The following is a 15,402-nucleotide window of genomic DNA, read 5'->3' on the forward strand; positions in this document are numbered from 1 at the left end:
CTAGCGAGCGTTCCTCGGATTCAGCTTTACGAGATGATGATGTGAGGGGACCATGATCTTCAAGGCCCTCGTGGTCGAAAAGACCGGACAAGCAGACGTTTCTGTTTGCGTTCAAGAGATGACTGAAGATCGATTGCCGTCAGGCGATGTGACGGTCGCTGTTGAATACACCACAGTCAACTATAAAGATGGCTTGTGCCTGCAGGCAAACAACGGGCTGGTTCGCGATTATCCTCATGTGCCGGGGATTGACTTTGCGGGAACGATTGAGGCGTCCAATGATCCACGTTATCGGCCTGGCGACACAGTCGTCTTAACCGGTTGGCGTGTGGGCGAGACGCATTGGGGCGGCTATTCACAAAAGGCTCGCGTCAAGGCCGATTGGTTGGTGCCATTACCGGATAATCTGACAACCAGGCAAGCGATGGCCATTGGTACGGCTGGCTTCTCCGCAATGCTTGCGATAGTTGCATTAGAAGATCATGGTTTGACCCCCGAACAAGGTGTTGTGTTAGTCACGGGAGCAGCGGGCGGAGTTGGTTCGATCGCGACAGCGATTCTCGGGAATCTCGGGTATGACGTCGCAGCAGTGACGGGTCGACCGGAGGCAGCCGATTATTTGAAGTCGCTCGGTGCGACTCGGATTGTCGCTCGCCAAGAGATTAACATCGCATCTGCGAAGCCACTGGAATCGGAGACATGGGCGGGTTGTGTCGATGCGGTTGGTGGGAAGATGTTGGCGCGTGTGCTTGGTCAGTTGAAATACGGCACCTCAGTCGCGGCGGTCGGACTTGCCGGTGGAGTGGCGCTGCCAACAAACGTGCTTCCCTTTCTGCTGCGTGGAGTCAATCTATTGGGGATAGACAGTGTGCTACAGCCTTTTGACCGGCGCTTGAGAGCATGGCGACGTATTGCCTCTGATCTTCCGTTGGAAAAACTCGACGCCATGATCCGTCCAGCGAGGTTAGCCGAGGTTCCGAAACTGGGGGTCGAGATTTTAAACGGTCGGATCAAGGGCCGCATCGTCGTCGATGTCAATGCCTGAAGATTTCCAAGATGGCTGATCCGATATTTAGACTCAAACTTCAAGGTCAAATAGGATTGATATACATATCAGATAGTTTTCCGTAGATGATATGCTCATTTTTTGGTCCGGCTTATGCGATGTCTTCTAACAAGAGCAAACAAATTATGAGGTCATGTCCGAAAACATATTGGTGCAGGAGGTAGCATGATGAAGACGATCGTCTTCTTCAGTCTACTGGGATTTGGAATATTCATTTCCGTGATTGTCCTAGCAAAACCCGGCAGTCTTATGACGGACAAAGAACAACGCCTGCTCGAGGCCGTCTCTCAAAACGACCTGACCACGGTACAGGCAATGGTGAAGGAAGGCATCAACATTAACGCTCAGGATATTCGAGGACGTACCGCCTTGCTCGTCGCGGTGGAGAAACACCATTTTGAAAGTGCGAACATGTTACTTGAAGCTGGCGCAGATGTGAATATGCAAGATCACAAAGAGGATAGCCCTCTCCTCTTGGCGGGAGCCGAAGGCAGGGTCGATATCATGAAGCGTATCTTGCAAGCCAACCCGGATTTTACCGTGTATAACCGCTTTGGCGGGACTCCGCTGATTCCGGCTGCTGAGCGAGGCCACGTGGATATGGTGGAATTGTTAGTCAACACAACCGTCGATATCGATCATGTGAATCATTTGGGGTGGACGGCTTTATTAGAGGCCATTGTCCTCAGTAATGGTGGTCCCCGTCATCAGAAGATTGTACAGTTGCTCGTGGATGCTGGAGCAAATGTCAATGTTAGCGACAAAGAGGGCGTAACACCCTTGCAGCATGCCCGGCGAAAAGGCTTTCAAGAGATCGTAGGAATTTTGGAATCCGCCGGAGGCACATAGTCAGAAATGACTCTACATATGCTCCTGCTTATTGTAGGTTTCGCTTCAACATCGATGAAGCCATCGTTGGAGGAATTGGTCTGAGCGGCGACCGGGCGGATATCTGGATGTCGTGTGTATCCACGTGGGCCTCGACAGTATCGGTGCTGCTCCACAGGTAGGAGCGGAACAATAGATTGCAGAAAGCTTGGAATACCTTCAGGTGGGAAAGAGTCGGCCACAGCTGGGCCGCCATTTTTTACGAGAATATTTCACTAAATACTAACTCTAGTTTTCGTGTCGTCCCCACATCATTCGTCGATATATCGTCACGCCTCATTTCGACATCGCTTGCATTCCTTTCTTTATACAACAAAGAAAATAAATAAAAATCAGATGTTTGGATGTGAGGTCTTGCCTCGTGGGTCCTGGAATGGCTCTTGCCGTACATGGTGTTATTTACGTTCTGAAGAACGCGTGTGTTTTCAGAGCGATGTCAACGCATGATCATCAAAGAGATGGCAGACAGGTCGTTACAGTTTGTTACAAACTTTTACGAGTCTGAGACAAATTTGACATTTTCAGGGGGTACAATAGTAACAGGTATAGCTAACGTACAGATCAGGAACGCTCATTGAATATTCATTTTGGCACATTGCAATCGTGCAATAGTTTCATCAGGTTTTTCACGCAAGGAACTAGATAGACCTCAATTACCATTTCCGTCCAGCTATGGCGGTATTTCTTCACTTTACACAAAGGAGATAGTCATGACTCGTTACACGCATTCTTTCATGGTAGCCGCGTCGGTGTTCGTTAGCATGTTGTTAATCATGAGTAGTCCTGGGTATGCGGATCCAAGGAGCGGAGGGCATGGAAAAGAGAGTGGCCATCATGTCGAAAAATCTCATCATCGAGACATGGAATATGGGAAGAAAGGGCACGGCGGCTCATGCTGGACTAAAACGCTGACTGATGAACAAAAGGCCAAGATTGGCAAACTGCGGCTAGACTTTAAGAAAACCAAAGCTTTGTTGAAGGCTCAGAAAACCGTCAAGAAAGTTGAGCTGGCGATCTTGGTTACGCAAGACAATGCCGATCAGGGGGCCATCAATAAAAAAATCGACGAAGTACTGGAACTGAAAAAAGCATACATGCAAAAAAAGTATGCGTTTAAAGTGGCTCTACGCAACATCCTCACCCCGGAACAACGGGTTGGGTTCGACATGAAATTACTCAAAAAGGCTGTGCATGGCAAAAAGCACGACGGCAAGAAAGGGCATGGCTACAAGAAAGGTCATGGGTATAAAAAAGGGCATGGGTATCGGTAAGTCGATTGGCTGGACCAGTGAACAACCCTGAGTGAAGGCCTGTGAAAGGTCTTTCGGACACAAATTCGTCGCCCTGAGAGGAATCATTCTTGATTTCCCTCAGGGCGTCCGTACTTCAGGGACAATTTCGCAAACCTCGCCGTTATGTTCCTGTCGTCATTTCGTCGTAAGTCGAAATGTCGTCATGCCTCGTGTCGTCACTTCGCTGTTCCTCGTTATCTGCTCAGAACAATCAATTATGAAATCATAGCGTTATGACTTTTTTGTGTGTCATATGCGTTTGGTACAACTTATGCCATATTGAATCGTCAAGGAAACTCAACGGGATTCGATCCATACATTTCCAACTCAACGAGAGAGGAACATTATGAACGCACTACAGCCACAAGCCTACGCACTCATGCGTATCATCGTTGGATTGTTATTCTTGTGGCACGGGGCGCAGAAGTTGTTCGGGTTTCCGACGCCCATGCCTATGGAAGCTCCCGGTTTTGTCGTATACATCGCCGGATCGATTGAACTGTTCGGTGGATTTCTCGTGATGATTGGACTGTTTACTCGTTGGACGGCCTTTCTATGCAGTGGCCTGATGGCGGCCGCTTATTGGATGGCGCATGGAACCAAAGCGTTATTTCCCATCATGAATGGAGGGGAGTTGGCGGCCCTGTATTGTTTTGTCTTTCTCTTCATTTCGGCTCACGGCTCAGGCATTTGGAGTGTAGATGGATTGAAGGGAAGTGCGGAAGATTAAACGCAAGTCAGAAACAAACAATCACCACAGTCGTCCGCTTATGGATGGCTGATTATTCTGTTCCAATTTTATTACCAAGGAGGTAGTCATGAACCGCACAGTTAATTTAAAAGTTTTTGTTCTGTCGGCGTTGGTGGTCACAGTGTTTATGTGGGCAGGTGTTGGGCAAGCCGATTCTTCCGCAGTCAGCGAAGGCCACTCGAAGGCCACGGGTGTGGTCACGGCTGTCAAAGGCGATTTCGTCACGGTTGAAACCAAGGCGGGCAACCACATGTTGAATCAAAAAAACGCCCGGCGACATGGTCATGCCGAATATAAAGTCGGGGATGAAGTGACCATGGTCTTGGACGAGAACAACACGGTAATCGAGGCGCATCTAAAGGGTGAAGAGGGCCATCATCACTTCTATACCGGGAAACTCGTGTATATGGGGAAAATGGACAAACATATCAAGTTGGAGACTGCTGAAGGTGAAAAAACATTTCCTCTCGGTCGCTTAGAGATCAAAACCAAAAATATTGAAGAAGGAGCGGTTGTCACAGTCGAAGTGAATGAAGGCGGGACCGTCATCGATCTTCATCGTGGTGAGCATGCTGAAAAAAGCTTTAACGCTCAGGGAAAAACCAAGTGACCAGTCGGATGTAAAGGGTAGGTAATGCGGCTCGATTTACTGCATGAGAGTAGTAAATCGAGCCGTAAAATCTTTACGTGGTAGGAGAGGTGTAATGAAGAACGCAAACCACGATAATTCACGGAGAACATTTTTGAAAAAGAGCATGGGCGTGGTTGGAACTGCAGCGGGGACGTTGATGGGAATTCCCGTCCTTGCGCAATCCTTCAAGCGCGGCACTCCCTTAAGTGAAGGACTTCCATCGAGTCAAAAGAGTCCACGGCAAACCCTTGGACCTTTTTTCCCTGATGATGGAGATCCGGTGATAGGTATTCGAGAAAACTTAGATTTTCGATTGCCGATCAGTGAGGCGAATGATAATGATCTTACGACCATTCAAGGGAAGAAGGGAAAAGCCAAGGGTCAGGTGGTTTACATCAGAGGCAAGGTCCTACTAGACCGGGAAGGAACGCTTAAACCTCTAACTGGAGCGGTGTTGATCGAATGGAACGCGTCCGCTTCGGGAAGATACAACCATCGAGGCGACCAGGAGAATACCCGATTTCAGCATCCGCTGTCTGGTGAATGGATTGAACGGTCCTACGATGAGTATTTTCAGTATTGGGGGCGCTGCATCACGGATGCCAATGGAAATTATTCTTTTAAAACGATTATTCCCGGATTTTACCCCGTCGATATGGAAGAGCAATGGTACCGCCCGCCTCATTTGCATTTTATGGTCATGGCTGCGGGAGTTCCGCAACTCGTAACGCAGTTATACTTCAAGGGAGAGCAAATTCCGAACTACGAATTTATTCACGAACTCAATGCCAAAGATGATATCCTTCGAAGTAAACGAATGACGCAAGCGGAACAAGAAAGCGTCATCATCGAATACACAAAGGATCAGGCTGGTTTGATCACTGACGGTCTGGTGGGTCAGTATGATTTTGTTTTGACGTTCTAGGCGATGACCGAAATGGTTTGAGGAGATATGATGGTCAAATCTCGCGAAGTGAGTCCAACTCGACTTTTGAGTGCGTAAGACAATGGAGATAATTAGGCCGAGTTACAGTTTTGACCTATGAAAAACCATTGGGTTGTGGTGATTCTTTTGGGCGGGTTTTCGGGATGAGAGTGTGCCAAGCGCTTGGAAAAGCAGACTTTGCTGGCCTCACATTCAAACGAACAACCGAGCAACTTACTGGCAACGAAGTCTATTAGATTGAGACCAACACGTGGTTTGTGGCCACAGCTACTTTGATCCCACGAAATCATAAGGAGACATCCGTCTCGCACTCAGTGGCTGTGAGTCACTTGCAAGGTAGTGGTGTTTGAGAAATTATTCGAAGAGCTGGGATGGCAGAGACAGCGTGACGTTGAATATGGATGTGCTATGCACGCCATCTTGCCGAACATATTCAATCGAGCCGGTGAGACCGATCAGGATGACTTCTTGGACGCCGGATTGCAGATACCCTTGGATCTTATGGTTCATTTCAGGTTTCCGATTGCCAGGTGACAGAACTTCCACCGCGAGCTCAGGAGCTTCGAGGACGGCATTCCGTGGTAGCTGATTCCATCGGTTCTGAGGCATCCAGACCACGTCTGGAACGCGAATGCCAGCGGTGGTGGTAAGGACGGCTGCTTCGACCACGGCTTCTCCTCCTAATTGGCTGCGAAGTTGAAAGGCAACTTCCGCGCAGAGCCGTTGATGATCCGTTTCAGCTCGTGGACTCAAGACGAGTTCTCCATATTCAGTTAATTCATAACAATCTGGGGATTGCGGGTCTTGGGCAAACTCGGCCCACCACTGGAGTAAATCTTCCGATGAGACAAGGGTATGAGTGTTCATCTTGTTCAATATTCTAAGAGCTTCTTGTCATCGAGTCAACGAATCGAATGGGGATTACACCAATTGAGTCATAAGTCACGCCTCGAATGCCGAATTTTCTTGGGGCTCAAAAAACAGTAATGGATAGCGATTATTCTGCTGAGAATAATCCTATCGACGTCGATAGGATGTGCTGTAGGCAATCTCAAAGAAATTGGCTGCTTGAATATCCTTTCCACAGTCCAATCCCATTCAGGAATATTCCTTTTTTACCTTTTGCTTGAACGACGTATGGGTTTGGGCCTGTACGTGCTGTCAATTCGGCTGAAAGTACGGTGGATACGCTATAACATGGAGAAGATGACTCATTCGACTTTCGAGTATCGCTCGAAACATGCGAAGATCACCGATAGCGTGTAATATCAGATTCTTATTCATAGCGACTTGGCGAAACGGAAACACGCGATGGACCAGGCAAGAACGTATATTAAAAGTCTTTTGAGGGAATGGCTGAGTGCCACAATTCCTGAGTACTCAACCCTCTTGTACACCGTAACAATTTTGATGTGGATTGCCTTCATCTCACTGGCTATTCACTGGATTTTACACAGAGTGGTCTTGAAATGGGTGGAAAGGCGGGCCATGAGTGCCCGTCAGGTATGGCGTCAGATACTGTTTGAGAGCAAGCTCTATAACCGGCTTGCATTGACGCTGCAAGGGGTCATTTTTCATCTTCAGGCAGGGCTCTGGCTGAACCCTGAGTCGGTATTATTGCCGATTGTTGAGACGGCATCTGATTTTTGGATCATGCTGTATGGCCTGTTGTCGTTCTTTTCTTTGCTCGATGCTGTGCTGCGTATTTCTCAACAAAAGCCAGCCATGAATGCCTTCCCGTTACGGGGAGTTATTCAGAGTGTCAAACTTCTTTCCGCCGTACTCATCGTTCTGCTCGTCATTTCCATTCTTATGGGCAAATCACCATTGATTCTGTTGAGTGGGCTGGGAGCTATTTCTGCCGTGATGATGCTGGTGTTTAAAGATCCCATCCTTGGCCTCGTGGCCGGCATTCAGCTATCGGTAAACGATATGCTTCGGGTGGGGGATTGGTTGGAAATGTCCCAATATGGCGCAGATGGAGATGTGATCGATATCGGCTTGACTACCGTGAAGGTGCGTAACTGGGACAAAACCATCACCACGATTCCCACATATGCCTTAATTGCCAATTCATTTAAAAACTGGCGCGGCATGTCTGAATCCGGTGGCCGCCGCATGAAGCGCAGTCTTCTGTTAGATACAAGCAGCGTGCGATTTCTGCTCGAAGAAGATCTCCAACGGCTCCATAAGTCCTCGTTGCTGTCTCCATATTTGGATGAAAAACTCCAGGACATTCGTCGCGACAATGATGAGACTCATGTAGATTTATCAACGATGATCAATGGCCGGCGACTGACCAACCTTGGGACGTTTCGCGCGTACATGACCGCCTACCTGAAAACGCATCCCCGGATTCACCAGCGGTTGACATTGATGGTCCGTCAGCAGGAGCACAATGCTGATGGACTTCCGTTACAAGTCTATGCCTTTACCAACACCACCGACTGGATGGCCTACGAAAGTATACAGGCTGACATCTTTGACCATATGTTCGCGATCTTGCCTGAATTCGGCTTGCGCGCGCATCAGGCACCCTCTGGTTTTGATATGCGTTCTTTGGGACAGCCGCAGTCAGGCAGACCATTTGATGCACAGAATCACAGCGTCATGTGAAAAGCTTAAGTCGTCTTGATTGTGAGCTGGTCCTCACGAAGCTCTTGACTGAAATGCATGGCGGTCTCATGGTATGCCAGAAAGAAACCTCTCCGATATTGGAGCCGTGAAGCGCTCGACATGATTGTGATTTATAGAGAAGCGCTCTGCTGAGACTTTACCTGTCAGAGTTGATTAGCGTTCGTGTATCGATTGGATAGATAATTTATGGAACAAGTCGAAGCCCTACAGCCTGCAATCTTGCTGCTTTTTGTCGGCATTTCATCGATTGTGTTGATGCGGTCATTACATATGAGTCCTATTGTGGGCTATCTACTTGCTGGGATGATTATTGGTCCGTATGGATTCGGACTGATTCACGAAAGCGGGACGACTCATTTGCTCGCGGAGCTTGGCGTCGTATTTCTGCTATTCGATATTGGACTGCACTTTTCACTTGCACATCTCTGGGCGTCACGTCGAGATATTCTTGGTCTCGGACCCTTGCAGATGATCCTGTGTACGGCCGTGTTGGCCATGCTCTTCGCATTGACCAGCAATCTCTCAACAGAATATGCGATTCTCGTTGGTGCGGCCCTGGCCCTGTCCTCGACGGCTGTGGCGGTTCAAACCTTAAGCGAATATGATCAATCTCGTTGTCCTGTCGGACAATCCGCAATTTCCGTTCTTATTCTTCAAGACATCTGTGCCATTTTCTTACTTATTCTGGCTGGCTCCCTGGGTGGTCACGATGCATCGTTAGGGAGTGCCTTGGCCGGCGCCGTGGTGAAGAGTGTCATGGCATTTATGGCTGCAATTGTGTTGGGTCGATTTGTGATCAGTCCACTGTTTTCGTATCTCTCAAAGACTAAACGTGAAGAAATTTTTACGGCATTCGCACTCCTAATTGTCCTTGCGACCGCAGGAGCAACCGGAGCCGTTGGTCTTTCGTTGACCTTGGGTGCATTTTTAGGGGGCATGATTATTTCAGAAACACCCTTCAGACATCTTGTGCAAACAGAGATGAAGCCCTTTCGAGGACTGCTCTTGGGATTTTTCTTTATCACGGTTGGCATGTCATTAGACACGAACGTCCTTGTCGACAACTGGATGACCGTGCTGTTGGTGCTTTCAGTCTTGATAGGGATGAAAACTCTGTTGGTGCAATTATCGGCATGGCTTATGGGAACTCCGCTAAGGACGGCCATCCAACTTGGGTTTTTACTCTCACAAGGCAGTGAGTTTGCCTTTGTCTTGATAGCTGTGCCTGCCGTCGCGGGGGGAGTGGGTTCAGAGTTTTCTGCAATTCTCATCATGGCGATAGCTGGAAGCATGGTCCTGACTCCACCCCTTGTCGCTTTTGGTCATTGGGCTGCCGAGCGAATGGCCAATAAAGATTTGATGCAGGTGTTGGATCAAGATGTGAATGAAAACACAGGACCAGCCCAAGTGATTATTCTCGGCATGACTGACGAGGGGCGCCGGGTGGTTGATGCTCTGGAGGCTCATGGAATTTCCTATCGGGCATTTGATTTCGACCATCAACGGTTTGTCAATGCACGTACCGATGGGTATCCCGTGGCGTTCGGGGATTTAGCCGATTTACGTTTGGCGGAAACCATCGAGATCGCGCAGGCTGGAGTTTTGGTGATTACCGTTGCTCGATATGAAATTTCAAAAGAGCTGACGCCAATCGTCCAGACACGCTATCCGAATTTAAGGCGGTTGGTCTCGGTGGAAACGGATGAAGAGCGAAAAAAGTTTGCTGTACTCGGAATGAATGCTGTCGTGACTCGTAGTTTTCCAAAAGGGGTTGATTTAGCTGAAGCGGTATTGTCTGACCAGGCCGTGCCCAGCCATAAAATTTCTCAGTGGATTCGCCGTCAACAGGAACAGGCGTTTGAGGCGATGTCTCCAGCTGAGGTTGTGAATGTGCCAGCATGAGTGTTGGCTGAATGAGGAAACACTGTATGGATCATAAAATATGGGATGTCGTAATTCTCGGGGGTGGCTTTGCCGGCTTGGCTTGTGCCAAACGGTTGGAGAAGTTGTGGGGCGCAGAGTCTACTCAACGTATTCTTTTAGTAAATGCTGAAAACTATTTCGTCTTCCAGCCATTTTTGCCTGAAGTCATCGGCGCGTCGATTGAGCCGCGTCACGTCACGAACCCTATTCGATTTGTTCTTCGACACTGCACACTCATGCGTGCGCAAGTGAAAAAGATTTATCTCAAGGAACGGCGAGTTGAATTTGATTCAACCGATGGCCCATATCTCGACCACATTGAAGCCCGGCACTTAGTGCTGGCTCTCGGCAGCAGTACGAATCTGCGTGCAGTTCCGGGGATGATGGAACATGCGCTTTTTTTGAAAACACTGGCCGACGCGTTATCACTCAGGGAACATATTGTCCGTCGCCTTGAAGAGGCGAGTCTGGAATCGGCCCCGGAGGCCCGGAGGCGTCTCTTGCATTTTGTCATTGTCGGCGGCGGATATAGCGGAGTTGAAACGGCCGGAGAAATTTTGGATTTGCTCCATGCGGCCAAACGGTTTTATCGAACCTTGGATTCGGACGAATTACGTGTGACCCTCGTGCATTCTGGTTCTCATGTCCTCCCAGAGTTGGGTGAAACTCTTGGCCAATTTACGCAAAGCACTCTCAAGCAGCGAGGGATGCGCGTATTAGTTAATCAACGTGTGATGTCTGTGAGCAGTGACTATCTTCGTCTCAAAGATGGCTCTCGTCTTGAAACCCAGAATGTCGTGTGTACCATTGGGAATGCGCCGAATCCTGTTCTCGCTGATCTGGATGGTGAATATGAAAAAGGGAAGCTCCTCACTGATGAATGGCTACGGGTGAAAGGGTATGAAGATGTCTGGGCAATTGGAGATGGCGCGGCAAATCCTGATGGATATGGGAAGCGTTCTCCGCCGACGGCTCAATTTGCGACACCCTTAGGTGTGCAGGTGGCCAAGAATATTGCGTCGACATTGGAACAGTCCTCCCTTCAGCCCTTTCGCTTCAAAATGCTTGGGCAGATGGCGACCATTGGACATCATAAAGGTGTCTGTTCGATGTTCGGAGTGCAATTTAGCGGTATATTGGCTTGGTGGGTCACACGGACCGTTCACTTGCTGAAACTTCCAGGAATCGACCGAAAGCTTCGGGTGATGATCGATTGGACTTTCGAGCTGTTTTTCCCTCCGGATCTTAATTATTGGGATTTGCGGAAAACACAAAAAATGGCGCGAGTTCATCTTGAACCTGGTGATGTGATTTTTCAACAAGGTGAGCGAGGGAATGCGTTTTACATTGTCGAGGCAGGCGTACTTGAGGCGACACGGTGCGATACTGAAGGGCAAATGTTGTGGAAAGACGAGCTTACGCAGGGAGAGCACTTTGGGGAAGGTTCACTGCTTCATGGCCTGGCTCGTCGAGTCACCGTGACGGCGAAGACTTCGGCTACATTACTAGTATTTGCGTCTAAAGAATTCAAGTTGTTTATTGATCTTTTTCAGTCCTTACGTCAATTACTTCATGATACGGCCATGCGAGGGCCGCTCGACGAAGTCCTGAATCCTGCGGTGTGGTCGGAGGAATTACTACAGATGTCAGTGACCGACTTGATGCAGGCGCCTATCGTGTGTTTGCCGGAATCGGCGACGATTGGCGAGGCCATTCAGAAGTTGGAGGTCAATGCTCCACGTGCGTTGGTCCTTGTTGGCGCGAATGGGAAGGTCGCAGGTCTGATAACGGAAACAGATTTGCATCGTGCTGCTGCACACCGCGAACCATTTTCTAAGGCTGTTCAGAGTATTGCCTCTCAGGAGGTGCTGTGTCTGGAGCATCATCAGGTCGTTCGCGATGCGTTACAGATGTTTTACATGAAAGACGTCAAGCAGGTTCCCGTGCTCAATGCCGAAGGTCATCCTCTGGGACTTTTAAGCTATTTAGATGTGGCGCGAGCACGGATCAGACGTGAGAGTGAGATCTCTCACACGAACCTTTCCGATGATTAAAATGCCTTCCTCAACTCTGGTTAATTTCTCTCATAATCTGTCGTGAAAAATGCAGTCCAGCTTTGAGCTGTGTGAGTGTCGGTACTTCGGCATGTGTCGACATGTCGGCACTCGTTATTTCGGCACTCCGCTGTTCCTTCTTGTCGATTTTTTGATTTTACACGTAAAGTCAATGTGTTAGGTGTCATGTTTGTGTCGTCATTCTCTGGTACGGCTTATGCCATATCATATGACAAGACGGAATAATATTTGTCGAAATATTTGAGAGTTAATTGACAACAGACCGACCGGAAGGAGGGCAAACCATGAAAGCATTTTTTGAAACAGATGATCGATGGTCTGGATTGATTTTGAGAGTTATGTTGGCACTCGTAATTTTTCCTCATGGTGCCCAAAAGCTTTTGGGTTGGTTTGGTGGAAATGGATTTGACGGAACAATGGGATTTTTCACCCAGCAAATGGGCATGCCCTGGCTGATCGCATTCCTCGTGATTATTGGGGAGTCTGTCGGAGCACTGGCCATCGCGCTTGGGCTCTTCACTCGGTTTTCGGCAGCCAGTCTTGGAGTCATTATGCTGGGGGCGATTGCCATGGTGCATTGGCCGCAAGGATTTTTCATGAACTGGTTTGGTCAACAGGCGGGAGAAGGATTTGAGTTTCACCTGTTAGTCATTGGAATGGCTATGGCGTTGGTATCCAATGGCGGTGGCAAGTGGTCGGTTGATGGATTGATTGCACAAAAATTGAATGAGCCCGTAACCGAGAACATCGTTGTTGATCGAAAATTGACCGCGTCCGCGGCCTAACCGCAGGGGAAGAACGCATCCATGCTTCGCATTACTCTTGAAGAACACTCTTCCGGGCCAACCATCAGACTCGAAGGTCGATTGGTTGGTCCGTGGGTTCACGAATTCGAAGCCTCTTGGCAGGGGATTCGAGGGGCAGAGGAAAGGAGCAAGGTCTGGGTGGATTTGAATGCCGTCACCTCGATCGACGAAAACGGCAAAGTGTTGTTGCAACAGGTTCATCGAGAGGGCGGCCAATTGATGGCCACAGGATGTCTGATCAGAGCCATTGTGGAAGAGGTTACAGATCGAGTCCGGTATGATTGATGACACACAGGATATGAACGACTATTGAATCATAATTAAATTAAGGAATCTTGAAATGAAAAAACTCATGGGCGTACTCGTAATTCTTAGCGTTTTTCTCGCAGGAACGGCCTTGGCTCAACCTGCACCGTATTCCACGATAGAGGTCACCAAGGATGTATACGTGGTCACGGGGCCAGGCTATAACGCGATGTTTGTCGTGACGACTGAGGGGGTCATTGTCGCGGATTCTATCAATCCAGAGTTCGCTGCCAAGACGTTGGAAGCGATTCAAGCCGTGACTAAGCAGCCTGTGAGATATCTTATTTATTCTCATGATCATCGTGATCATATTGCCGGTGGACAGGTCTTTAAAGACGCTGGAGCTACCCTGTTGAGCCATGAGGAAGCAAAGAAAGCTATTATAAAACAGCCTCATCCGGACGTGGCGGTGCCGGACTTTACCTGGAGCGGGAAACGGTATGTTCTGACGCTTGGGGATAAGACTATGGAACTTCGTTATCTCGGTCCGAATCATGGAACCGGCATGACCGTCTATTATCTGCCCAAGGAAAAGGTGATGTATTTTGCTGATATCGTTACACCGAATCGACTGCCCTTTACGATCATTCCAGATTTTGATCCAGATGGTTGGGTGAGCAGTTTGAACGAAATTGAAGCTATTCCATTCCAGACTGCTGTGTTTTCGCATGAAGGTCCAATTGGCGGTCGAGCCGAAGTGGTGGCACAACGGGAGTATTTGGAGGATTTGAAAGCCGAAATTCTTCGCAAAATGAACAATGGTGAAAATGTGATGGAGATTCCCAATACCATCCAGTTACCAAAATATAAGGGATGGCTCTTTTATAAGGAATGGCTTCCCATGAACACCTGGCGGATCATGTTAGGCATCATCATGGGCTACTAAAGGGGCAAGATCTGGGTAGATTTGAATGCCGTCACCTCGATCGACGAAAACGGCAAAGCGCTGTTGCAACAGATTCATCGAGCGGGCGGCCAATTGATGGCCTCAGGATGCCAGACCAATGTCATTGTGGAAGAGGTTACCGCGAGAGCATCGCAGGATTCGAAACAGAAAAGTGTGTCATTGCCCAGAAATGATCTCTAGCGCACCGTATTTATACTTGATTAATCGTTAGTTTGTTTCCGAAGTCACCTGTTGAGAAAAGGAGTTAAATCGTATGAAACATTTCATTGGCATGCTTGTCTTGAGCCTTTTGATATCCAACGTAGCTCTCGCTGAAGACCTTCCCCCGAACACCGCGAAGATCGCGGACGGAGTGTATAGCTATGGGAACCCAGCCGATGGCTATTTTTCCATGTTTATGGTGACCAAGGACGGCGTCATCGCAATCGAATCGGTGAGCTCCCAACACGCCGCAGGTATGGTCAAAGCTATTAAGGAGATAACAGATAAACCCATTCGATATCTCTTGCACAGCCACAATCATTGGGATCATGCGAGTGGTGGGAAAGTGTTTCGCGATGCCGGGGCTACGCTGATTGCTCATGAGGAGGCCTATGCATGGATGAAGGCGAATACAGGCTCGGACATGGTGGTTCCCGACGAAAGTTGGAAAGGAAATCGAAAAGATATCACCCTCGGCGGCACCGTCATTGAGTTGCATTATTTAGGCATGAATCACGGACTCGGCATGACCGTGTTTCTTTTGCCAAAAGAAAAAATTGCCTATATCGCTGACCTTGTTGTCCCGAATCGAGTCATGTTTAATATTGTGCCAGATTTCAATATTAAAGAATGGGAGCGATCGTTAAAGGTTATTGACCAAATGGATTTCGATAAAGCGGTCTATTCTCACAACAACAATGCCGCACCGTTATTGGGGGGAACCAAGCAAGACGTGAAAATGTATTTACAATTCATGCAAGATTTACGGGGCGCTATTTTTGCGGAATTTAAGAAGGGTACGAATCCAATGATGGTTCCGAATGTTGTGCAGCTTCCCAAATACAAAGATTGGGCGATGTATAAGGAATGGTTGCCGATGAACGCCTGGCGGATTCTTCTTGATGAATGGATGGGCCCCTTTCCGTGGAGGCCGGATACACAATAGATACTCACAGAGAGGACGTTCGAACAA

The 15,402-nt window shown here is 48.5% G+C and carries 14 protein-coding genes; 13 read left to right on the plus strand and 1 reads right to left on the minus strand.

The annotated features are described in order from the left end of the window. Positions 1-55 precede the first annotated feature (55 nt). From ACWHX8_RS06250 to ACWHX8_RS06275, 6 genes are all read left to right on the plus strand, one after another. Entirely contained in the window at positions 56-1,045 is a 990-nt protein-coding gene (locus ACWHX8_RS06250) for an MDR family oxidoreductase (RefSeq protein ID WP_447971872.1), read from the plus strand. 186 nt (positions 1,046-1,231) lie between these two features. Continuing rightward, complete coding sequence (locus ACWHX8_RS06255) at positions 1,232-1,915, plus strand: ankyrin repeat domain-containing protein (protein WP_447971100.1); 684 nt, start codon at positions 1,232-1,234, stop codon at positions 1,913-1,915. 749 nt (positions 1,916-2,664) lie between these two features. Then, positions 2,665-3,225 carry a Spy/CpxP family protein refolding chaperone gene (locus ACWHX8_RS06260; RefSeq protein WP_447971101.1) on the plus strand — a complete coding sequence of 187 codons (561 nt, stop codon included), beginning with the start codon at positions 2,665-2,667 and terminating at the stop codon, positions 3,223-3,225. A 367-nt stretch (positions 3,226-3,592) separates the two neighbouring features. Next, positions 3,593-3,976, plus strand: coding sequence for a DoxX family protein (locus tag ACWHX8_RS06265; protein ID WP_447971102.1), 384 nt, complete (start codon positions 3,593-3,595; stop codon positions 3,974-3,976). An 88-nt stretch (positions 3,977-4,064) separates the two neighbouring features. After that, positions 4,065-4,607 (plus strand): hypothetical protein, encoded by a 543-nt coding sequence (locus ACWHX8_RS06270; protein ID WP_447971103.1) that lies wholly within the window; start codon positions 4,065-4,067, stop codon positions 4,605-4,607. Positions 4,608-4,701: 94 nt separating this feature from the next. Continuing rightward, entirely contained in the window at positions 4,702-5,553 is an 852-nt protein-coding gene (locus ACWHX8_RS06275; protein ID WP_447971104.1) for a dioxygenase family protein, read from the plus strand. 375 nt (positions 5,554-5,928) lie between these two features. Here ACWHX8_RS06275 and ACWHX8_RS06280 read toward each other — a convergent pair whose 3' ends face one another. After that, complete coding sequence (locus ACWHX8_RS06280) at positions 5,929-6,441, minus strand: Uma2 family endonuclease (protein ID WP_447971105.1); 513 nt, start codon at positions 6,439-6,441, stop codon at positions 5,929-5,931. A 465-nt stretch (positions 6,442-6,906) separates the two neighbouring features. Between ACWHX8_RS06280 and ACWHX8_RS06285 the strand changes: the two genes are divergently transcribed. The 7 genes from ACWHX8_RS06285 (at position 6,907) to ACWHX8_RS06315 (ending at position 15,375) form a co-directional block, all read left to right on the plus strand. Further along, positions 6,907-8,190: a mechanosensitive ion channel family protein gene (locus tag ACWHX8_RS06285; protein ID WP_447971873.1), complete on the plus strand. Its 1,284-nt coding sequence runs from the start codon at positions 6,907-6,909 to the stop codon at positions 8,188-8,190. A 207-nt stretch (positions 8,191-8,397) separates the two neighbouring features. Continuing rightward, a complete protein-coding gene (locus ACWHX8_RS06290) occupies positions 8,398-10,113 on the plus strand; it encodes a cation:proton antiporter domain-containing protein (RefSeq protein ID WP_447971106.1) in 1,716 nt (571 codons plus the stop codon). Positions 10,114-10,139: 26 nt separating this feature from the next. Continuing rightward, positions 10,140-12,188, plus strand: coding sequence for an FAD-dependent oxidoreductase (locus ACWHX8_RS06295; protein ID WP_447971107.1), 2,049 nt, complete (start codon positions 10,140-10,142; stop codon positions 12,186-12,188). A gap of 305 nt (positions 12,189-12,493) precedes the next feature. Continuing rightward, complete coding sequence (locus ACWHX8_RS06300; protein WP_447971108.1) at positions 12,494-12,994, plus strand: DoxX family protein; 501 nt, start codon at positions 12,494-12,496, stop codon at positions 12,992-12,994. A 21-nt stretch (positions 12,995-13,015) separates the two neighbouring features. Next, positions 13,016-13,300, plus strand: coding sequence for a hypothetical protein (locus tag ACWHX8_RS06305; protein WP_447971109.1), 285 nt, complete (start codon positions 13,016-13,018; stop codon positions 13,298-13,300). Between the two features lie 55 nt (positions 13,301-13,355). Further along, positions 13,356-14,207: an MBL fold metallo-hydrolase gene (locus ACWHX8_RS06310; protein ID WP_447971110.1), complete on the plus strand. Its 852-nt coding sequence runs from the start codon at positions 13,356-13,358 to the stop codon at positions 14,205-14,207. A 274-nt stretch (positions 14,208-14,481) separates the two neighbouring features. After that, positions 14,482-15,375: an MBL fold metallo-hydrolase gene (locus ACWHX8_RS06315; protein WP_447971111.1), complete on the plus strand. Its 894-nt coding sequence runs from the start codon at positions 14,482-14,484 to the stop codon at positions 15,373-15,375. Positions 15,376-15,402: the final 27 nt, after the last annotated feature.

The organism is Nitrospira sp. M1 (assembly GCF_965152605.1).

Excerpts from the sequence above, each read along its gene's own strand:
- ACWHX8_RS06255 (WP_447971100.1), top strand. The coding sequence starts at position 1,232 with ATGATGAAGACGATCGTCTTCTTCAGTCTACTGGGATTTGGAATATTC.
- ACWHX8_RS06260 (WP_447971101.1), top strand. The coding sequence starts at position 2,665 with ATGACTCGTTACACGCATTCTTTCATGGTAGCCGCGTCGGTGTTCGTT.
- ACWHX8_RS06265 (WP_447971102.1), top strand. The coding sequence starts at position 3,593 with ATGAACGCACTACAGCCACAAGCCTACGCACTCATGCGTATCATCGTT.
- ACWHX8_RS06270 (WP_447971103.1), top strand. The coding sequence starts at position 4,065 with ATGAACCGCACAGTTAATTTAAAAGTTTTTGTTCTGTCGGCGTTGGTG.
- ACWHX8_RS06275 (WP_447971104.1), top strand. The coding sequence starts at position 4,702 with ATGAAGAACGCAAACCACGATAATTCACGGAGAACATTTTTGAAAAAG.
- ACWHX8_RS06280 (WP_447971105.1), bottom strand. The coding sequence starts at position 6,441 with ATGAACACTCATACCCTTGTCTCATCGGAAGATTTACTCCAGTGGTGG.
- ACWHX8_RS06290 (WP_447971106.1), top strand. The coding sequence starts at position 8,398 with ATGGAACAAGTCGAAGCCCTACAGCCTGCAATCTTGCTGCTTTTTGTC.
- ACWHX8_RS06295 (WP_447971107.1), top strand. The coding sequence starts at position 10,140 with ATGGATCATAAAATATGGGATGTCGTAATTCTCGGGGGTGGCTTTGCC.
- ACWHX8_RS06300 (WP_447971108.1), top strand. The coding sequence starts at position 12,494 with ATGAAAGCATTTTTTGAAACAGATGATCGATGGTCTGGATTGATTTTG.
- ACWHX8_RS06305 (WP_447971109.1), top strand. The coding sequence starts at position 13,016 with ATGCTTCGCATTACTCTTGAAGAACACTCTTCCGGGCCAACCATCAGA.
- ACWHX8_RS06310 (WP_447971110.1), top strand. The coding sequence starts at position 13,356 with ATGAAAAAACTCATGGGCGTACTCGTAATTCTTAGCGTTTTTCTCGCA.
- ACWHX8_RS06315 (WP_447971111.1), top strand. The coding sequence starts at position 14,482 with ATGAAACATTTCATTGGCATGCTTGTCTTGAGCCTTTTGATATCCAAC.